The 7,641-nt window shown below is 74.4% G+C and carries 4 protein-coding genes; all 4 read right to left on the reverse strand.

Features of this window, described 5'->3' with window-relative positions:
* Positions 1–19: 19 nt before the first annotated feature.
* The gene (locus tag BI06_RS13060) at positions 20–2,419 is read right to left on the reverse strand and encodes a tetratricopeptide repeat protein (protein WP_051740953.1); all 2,400 of its coding nucleotides are present in this window, start codon (positions 2,417–2,419) and stop codon (positions 20–22) included.
* Between the two features lie 262 nt (positions 2,420–2,681).
* Positions 2,682–3,179, reverse strand: a complete 498-nt coding sequence (locus tag BI06_RS13065; RefSeq protein ID WP_030395633.1) for a GNAT family N-acetyltransferase — start codon at positions 3,177–3,179, stop codon at positions 2,682–2,684.
* The gene (locus tag BI06_RS13070; RefSeq protein ID WP_043468171.1) at positions 3,176–4,501 is read right to left on the reverse strand and encodes a DUF6271 family protein; all 1,326 of its coding nucleotides are present in this window, start codon (positions 4,499–4,501) and stop codon (positions 3,176–3,178) included. Before BI06_RS13070 ends, BI06_RS13065 begins: the two co-directional genes overlap by 4 nt.
* 555 nt (positions 4,502–5,056) lie before the next feature.
* Positions 5,057–7,522 carry a hypothetical protein gene (locus BI06_RS13075; RefSeq protein ID WP_107113328.1) on the reverse strand — a complete coding sequence of 822 codons (2,466 nt, stop codon included), beginning with the start codon at positions 7,520–7,522 and terminating at the stop codon, positions 5,057–5,059.
* Positions 7,523–7,641: the final 119 nt, after the last annotated feature.

Consider the following 7,641-nt stretch of genomic DNA (forward strand, 5'->3'; position numbering starts at 1 on the left):
CCGACCTCGCCGGTCGGGGTCACTCCGGCAGCGAGGCGAGCAGGGCCCGGGCCTCGTCCGCCTCCGGGACGTCCAGGGCGGCGAGGATCCCGACGGCCAGTTCGGCGTGCTTCCGCGCCGTGCCCGGTTCGCCCAGGCGCAGGTGCGTGCGGGCCATCCCGGTGTGGATGCGGCCGAGGTTGTAGCGCTCGCCGGTGTGCGGCAGGTACTCCAGAGCGGCCAGGTAGTGCCGCAGGGCGCTCTCCGGGGCGTCCATGGCCAGCAGGGCGTCGCCGAGCAGGGTGTGCGACTCGGCCTGGCCGAAGGTGTCGCCGAGGTCGCGGTGCAGCTCCAGGGCCTCCTGGTACAGGTCGAGCGCCTCCGGGTGGCGGTTCAGCCTCTGCTGGTGCTCGCCGAACTGGTTGAGCGCGATGGCCCGGCCGAGGCGGTTGCCGCCGCGCCGGTGGAACTCCAGTGCCTCGTGGTGGTGGTCCAGCGCCTCCCGCATCCGTCCGAGCCTGGTCAGCGTGGGGCCCAGATTGGTCAGGGCGATCGACTCCACCGCCGGCTCGGGGAGTTCCCGGGCGAGCCGCAGCGCCTCCCGGTGGTGGTCGAGGGCCTCCTCCAGGCGCCCCGTCCGGGTCAGGGTGAGGCCCAGATTGGCCAGGACGTGGGCCTCGCCGCTGCGGTTGCCGGTCCGCCGCTGGAGCTCCAGGGCCCGGTGGAGCAGGTCGAGTGCCTGCGGGAAGTCGCCGAGCTGGTACTGCACCAGTCCGAGGTGCCGCAGCGCGGCCGCCTCCCGGGCCTGACTGCCGAGCTGCCGGGTGGCCCGGAGGGCGCTGAGCCCCAGCCCGAGGGCCTCCTGCGCGGGCAGATGGCGCTTGAGGTGGCGCCAGAGGATCGCCGGCAGGTCCGCGGCGTACTCCGGCAGGTCGGCCTCGGCGGCGTGCCGGGTGAGCGCCAGCAGGTTGGCGTGCTCCCGGGCCAGCCAGTCCGTCGCCTCCGCCGGACCGGCGAACACCAGGGGCGCCCCGCCGCGGGCCCCGCCGGGCGCGGGAGACTGCGGCCGGTGGTGCCGTTCCAACGGGACCAGCAGGTCCATCGCCGAGGCGGCGGTGTGACGGTAGTGGTCGAACAGCCGGACGAGCGCGGCCCGCGGGACCGGCGTGGACGCCTCCCGCGCGAGGAGTTCACCGGCGAAGGCCCGCAGCAGGTCGTGGAAGCTGTAGCGGAACGCCGCGTGCTCGATCAGCAGGTGGTGGTTGTGCAGCGACTCCAGCAGCTCCTCGGTCTCGTCCAGCGGCGCGTCGACCAGGGCCGCGAGGGCGTGCGGCGTCACGTCCTCCCCGGGATGCACCGCGGCCAGCCGGAACGCGCCCCGCTGCGCCGGGGTGAGGGAGTGGTAGGACTCGACGAAGGCCGCCGCGACGCTCTGGTCGTGGTTGGACAGCTCGGTCAGCAACCGCTGCGGACGCCGGATCCGCTGCAGCAGTTCGGCCGGCGTCCAGGCGGGATGGTGGGCCAGCCTGGCGGCGGCTATCCGCAGCGCCAGCGGCAGCCGTCCGCAGCGGGTGACGATCTCCTCCACGGCGGCGGCGTGGCCCGCGACCCGGTCCGCTCCGGCGACCTGGGTGAACAGTTCCACGGCCTCGTCGTGGCTCAGCACGTCCAGCGGCACGGCGACCGCCCCGTCCAGTCCGGGCATCCGCCGCCGGGACGTCACCAGGACCAGGCAGCGCGGGTCGCCGGGGATCAACGGGCGGACCTGCGCGGCGTCGACGGCGTTGTCCAGCACCAGCAGGTACCGCTTGCCCGCCGCCCGGCTGCGCCACAGCTGGGCGCGCTCCTCGGTGTGCGGCGGCAGCGCGTTCTCGGCGACCCCGACCGCCCGGAGCAGGCCGGCCAGCGCCGCGCCCGGTTCGAGCGGCGGCTGGCCCGGGGTGGCGCCGCGCAGGTCGACGAAGAGCTGCCCGTCCGGGAACCGGTCGGCGAGGGCGTGCCCGATGTGGACGGCCAGGGCGGTCTTGCCGACGCCGGCCATGCCGTCGATGGCCGAGATCACCAGCGGACGGGCCCGTGCACCGACCGGTCCGGCGGCCAGGGCCAGCAGCCGGTCCACCTCGCCGCGCCGGCCGACGAAGTCCGGGACGGCGTACGGCAGCAGCCGGGGCACCACCTGCTCCGCCGGCTGCTCCCCGCCGGACCGCGGCTCCGGCTCCCCGTCCCCGCGGGCCGCGGCGAGCAGCCGGTCGCGGTCGGCCGGTTCCAGCCCGAGGGCCGTGGCCAGCCGCGCCACCGACGACAGCCGGGGCCGCCGGCGTCCCGACTCCAGCACGCTGATCGCATGGGTCGAGAGGCCCGACTGCTCCGCGAGCTCCTCCTGCGTCCACCCGGTCGAGTACCGGTACTGCCGCAGCAGCGTTCCGAAGTCCCCCTGCACGATCGCCTCCGACGAGTGGTCATCCGAGGGAACGACGACGGCAGGGAACGACCCAGCCCCGGAGACGCGTCCCCCGTCGCGACCCCCGGCCCGCGACCCTGACGGGCCCCTGACAACGGATCATCATAGGACGCCGGGCCGACGCATTGGGGCGGTCGGCCGGTGTTGGCCGGATCGTTCCCGGCCCGCCGGACTACCACTCCATTGCGCCGGCCCGGGGAATCGGTGCACGGCCCGGGGCATCAGTGCCCGGCCCGGGGGGTCAGTGCACCGGCATCGACATGTAGACCGCGCGCCGCCCGTAGGACGCGGGGACGGCCACCTCCCGGTGCGAGCGGTAGCCGATGATCCGCAGCAGGATGTCCGCCCCGCGGACCGCGACCATCGAGATCTGCTGGAAGCCCAACTCCTCGGCCCGCGTCCGGAAGTGCCGCATGAACCCGAGCGCCACCTCCCGGCCGCGCAGGTCCTCGGCGATCACCAGGTCGTGCACGTGCAGGTTGTCCGACTCGAAGGCGGTGTCCTCCGCCCGGGCGAGGTCCGGGCACTGCAGCGGCGGGTACGGCAGGCTCAGCAGGTAGCCGCGGACCGTGCCGCTCTGCTCCAGCACGAAGCAGGTCTCCGGTGAGGCGACGGCCCGGGACCGCAGCGCCTCCCGGCCCTCCGACAGGCCGTCGGCCGCGTAGGCGTCGTACTCCAGCGCGACCACGGCGTCCCAGTCGTCCTCGGCGAGCTGCCGGATCAGGAAGTCCTCGCTCACCCCGCGGCCCCGTCCCGGCCGGGGCGCAGGCCCTCGGCACGGGCGGCGGCCACCATCCCGGCCCAGGACTCCACCAGCACCGCCCAGCGCTCGGCGTCCTCCTGCGCCTCGTCCATGAGCTGCTGCCGCTTCCCGGCCACCGCGTCCGCGAGTTCGGTGTACTTGCCGCCCAGCTTGCGGTAGGAGCGGTCCAGGACGTCCAGGCAGTGCTCGTTCCCGGCCCGGTCCCAGTCGACGCTGCCCCGCACCAGGTCGAGGATCGGCTCGACCTTCAGCCCGTGCCGCTCGTCCAGCAGCCCGCGGCCGTGGTCGATCATCCCGCCGTATACCGGGTACAGGTACAGCATCGAGAGCAGGAACTTGACGAACCGCATCTGGTACGAGACGAAGCCGGCGCCGGTGCGGCGCTCGGGCGTGTAGTAGTTGACGATGTGGCGGTTGTGGACGACGCCGGGCGACTGGGAGTGGACCAGCGCGTGCAGCAAGGCGTAGTCGCAGCCGATGGTCTCGATCGAGGGCAGCAGCGGCAGCACCTCGTAGGCCCGGTGGTCCAGGGCGATGTTGCACATGTAGACGTTCCAGATGTCGGGCACGCCCAGGACGGAGTGGTCCGTGTCGAACGGCTCGGCGCCGACGCCCTTGAAGGACAGGTCCACCATCGCGTCCCGGTCCTCGTCCGACCACACCGGCGGGGTCCACAGGCGCACCAGGTCGCGGTAGACGGCCGGGTCCAGTTCGAGGATCTCGCCGATGTCCACGTTGAGTTCGCCGAGGAAGGAGCCGCTGACCAGCATCACCGGCATGTCGGCGTCGGCCGCGTCGAGCTCGGAGCGGGTGACGACGGCCGCGGCCTCGCCGGCCGGCCGGCCGATCGAGAGCAGCTCGTGGTGGATCGGGAAGACCTTCTCGTCGTCGACGACCTGGAAGTCGGCGTCGTCGTTGCGCAGGTGCGTCGAGGTGCAGCCCAGGGCGGCCGCGGCGAGGAAGAGCCGGTTGACGCAGGATCCGTACGCGACGGCCTGCGGGAGCATCAGGTCGAGCAGCAGCTCGGGGTCGGCGCCACCGGAGCGCTCGGCCACCGCGCGGAAGAACTCCCGCTGCTGAGCGTTGCCGAGGTGGTGGACGAACACCCCGGGCGTGGGGGCCAGCGCGGCCACGGCGTCCGCGTTCTTCGCGAACTCGGCCTCGTCGGTGGTGTCGAGGACGAGGAGGTGGACCTCGACCCCGAAGGTCGCGACGGCGTAGGCCGCCTCCTCGGCGAGGTCCACGATGGTGCCGGGGCAGGAACGCATGGTGGGCAGGGCGAGGCAGACTCGTTGCATGGTTCGGAACTCTCCGTCTGATCGTCAGATTCGGTACAGCGGCGTTCGGTTGGGCGCGATTCGGCGTGCCGTCGGCGTACGCCGACGCCATGACGGCGGCCCGGGCGGACCTCCACGCCGACGTCCCCCGCCGCGCATGCGGCCTCCCTGCCGGTGGCCCTGTTCCACCAAGGTGGACTAGACCAACTTCAGTGTCAACGGAGTGCTTTCGGCGAGCGGTCGGCAACACGCCGACACTGCCCGAACGGGCAGGCGCCGGTGCCCCTGGACGGACGTCGGCGGCCTGGCAGGCGAAGTGGTTTGTCCGGACAGCGGCCGTGCGCGACACAGTCGGCGGCCACGCTCCCGCGCGATCGCCCCGGCTCCCGCGGTCCTCGCCCCCGGGCTCGTCCGGTGCGACGTCCTGGGCCTGGACAACGTGCGGCTCCGGTCGCGTCCCTTCGCCCGCCGCACACTCGGGAGGGAGGCGCCGCCCCCCTGTGACCGGGGGCGGGGTCCGGGCGGCACGCGCCCGGACCCCGCCCCCGGGGTCGTGGACCCCCGACGCACGCGGGATCAGTCCTTGTCGGGCACCGCCAGGATGCACAGCAGGGAGCAGGCGACCGCCGCCGACGGGGCGGTGGTGGTCGGCGAGGTGCCGGGCGGCGAGTTGGCGGGCACGAAGCTCGCGGACGCCGTGTTCTTCAGCGGGAGCGCCAGCAGGAAGGAGTCGCAGTAGACCCGGCGGGTGGCCCCGGCGGGCAGGGTGAACGTACCGGCCGCCTTGCGGCACCCGGGGGTGACCGCGTCGTTGACGGTGACGGAGGCGGCGTCGACGGGGCCCGCGTTGCTGACGGTGATCCGCCAGTGGGCGGTGCCGAGCAGGCCGAGCAGGCCGACCGGGCTGGTCTTGGCCCACGGACCGGCGCCGTCCGGCCCGCAGTCGTGCCAGTTGCCGGAGCCGCAGATCTCCTTCTCCACGGTGACGTCCGGCCGGCAGCCCGCGCCCGGGGCGACGGCGGTGGTGACGGTGTTGGAGGTGAGCGCGCCGGTGGCGTCGCTGCCGCTCGCGGTGTTGGTGACGGCGGTGGTCGTGCAGGCGGCGGCCACCGTGGTGCGGAAGCAGATCTGTGGCGGGTCGCCCCGGTACTCCACGACCAGTGCCGGGTGGTTGTCGGGGGTGAAGTCACCCGTGCCGGTGAGGACGAGCTGCGCGGTGACGGTCAGCGCGGGGTGGGCCGCGGCGTCGACGCCCGACAGGTCGACCGTGCCGTCGGGTGCGGGACCCGGTACGGGCACGGGCGTGCCGTCGGGGTCGGTGACGAGCACCCGGGAGGCGGTCAGGTCGACGTGCGCGATGTCGATGTCGGTCAGCCTCGCCCTCGTGTACCCCTGGACGTGGCCGGTGCCGCCGTCGCAGGCGAAGTCGGCCGGCCGGAGGGTGACGGCGGCGCCGCTGTGTACGCAGGGGCTGGCGGCGGTCGCCGGGTCGAGCGAGAACAGCACGCCCGCGTCGCCGAGGCCGATCAGGCAGCGGGTGGTGGTGTCGTAGGTGTAGCCGTAGTCACGGGTGGCGCCGCCGTTGACGCCCGGGTGGGTGGCGGGCAGCGGGAAGCCCGCGCACGGCGCGTCGTGCGTCCAGTCGTGGCAGACCGTCGCGCCTGCCACGGAGCCGCCCCAGGCGGGGAAGTAGCTGCGCGTCACACCGTCCGCGACGACCGTCTCCGGGCTGAACGTCAGGACGTTGCCGGCCAGCGCCGCCAGGGTGCCGGGCGCGGGGCGGGCGGCACCGTCGAGGGCGTAGCAGGTGGTCAGGACGTTGGCCCCGCCGACGGTGCTGGTGCAGGCGCCGTCGGGCTGTCCCGCAGTGCTGTACGACGCGAAGACGCCGTAGCTGTAGTAACCGGCGTTCGGCCCCGCGGGGTGCGGGGCGGTCCAGCCGGCGCAGACAGTCCGTGCGGTGGTGTCGAAGCAGCCGAGGACGGGCGGGCCGGCGGCCGTGGAGCCGGAGGCCTGCGGCGAGGAGGAGGCGAAGACCTTGTCCCCGACCACCGTCAGCGCGCCGAGGTAGAGGGCGTTCGGCGTGCTCGGCAGGTCGTGGTTGGGGGCGACGACCGGTGCGTACGGCTGGCCCGCGCACGGGGTGCGGGTGGCGAGCGTCATGCACAGCACCTGGCCCGTGGTCGCGACCCCGTACAGGCTGTCGCCGGCCCGGACCAGGCCGGCCAGGCTGTTGGCGCTGCTGGGCGAGCCGCCGCCGGTCGCCAGGGCGGTGAAGCCGCAGTTGGCCCGCGCGTCGAGGTCGAGGCAGCCGACGCCGACCGCGGTCTGCGTGACCGCCGGGTAGTACAGCAGGTTCGGATGCTGCGGGTCGAGCACGTACTGCGGGGTCAGCGGGCTGCCGATGTCGCCGGTAGAGCCGGTGCCGAGCGGCCCGGCGGCGGTGTTCAGCGGCCGCGGCCACGGCCCGCCGGAGCAGAGCTGTCCGGTGGACAGGCTGTTGCAGACCGCCTGCGGGGCCCCGCGCGCGGCGTGGTGGTAGATGCTCCAGGACTGCACCTCGCCGGACGCCGTCCGGTACAGCACGGGCGTGAACCCGTCACCGCCGGTCGCCTGCGCCGCCGCCCTGACGGGCGCGAGCAGCGGCGCGGACAGGCCGGTGCCGCCGGCCCGGGCCACCGGGTTCCCGGCGCGGACGGCGACGGTCGCCGCGCCCGGGTCGGTGCCGGTGAAGGTGCTGCCGTCGGTGGACCACGACGGCGTCCACCCCGGCGGCACGCGCAGCGAACCGGGCACGTAGGTCTGCGCCGACCCGGCCCCGGTCAACCGGTCGGTGACGACGGCCTGCGCGGCCGTGCCGTCGGTGGTGCCGTTCCCGTACTCGACGGTCCAGTTGAGGGTGTCCCCGTGGTCGGCGGCGGCCGCCCCGGGATGGGTGACGTTCTGCAGGCTCTTCACCAGCGCCGACGCCGCGGCGTCGGCGCCGGCGGCCCGCGGTGCGAGGCCGGCCGGGCCGAACAGGAGGAGGGCGGTGGTCAGCACGGCGGCCAGGGCGGCACGCGGCGAGCGACGGATCGGAACGGGCGGACACGGGCTTCTCAGCACAGGTTCTCCACCTCTGACTCTGATCGGCAGGTTGCCTGACGGATCGTCAGGCAACC

Origin of the sequence: Kitasatospora sp. MBT66, from assembly GCF_000710405.2 — a bacterium.
Classification (GTDB): Bacteria; Actinomycetota; Actinomycetes; order Streptomycetales; family Streptomycetaceae; genus Kitasatospora; species Kitasatospora purpeofusca.

Bases quoted from the DNA above. Each gene is read 5' to 3' on its own strand.
- BI06_RS13070 (WP_043468171.1), bottom strand. From the start codon at position 4,501: ATGCAACGAGTCTGCCTCGCCCTGCCCACCATGCGTTCCTGCCCCGGC.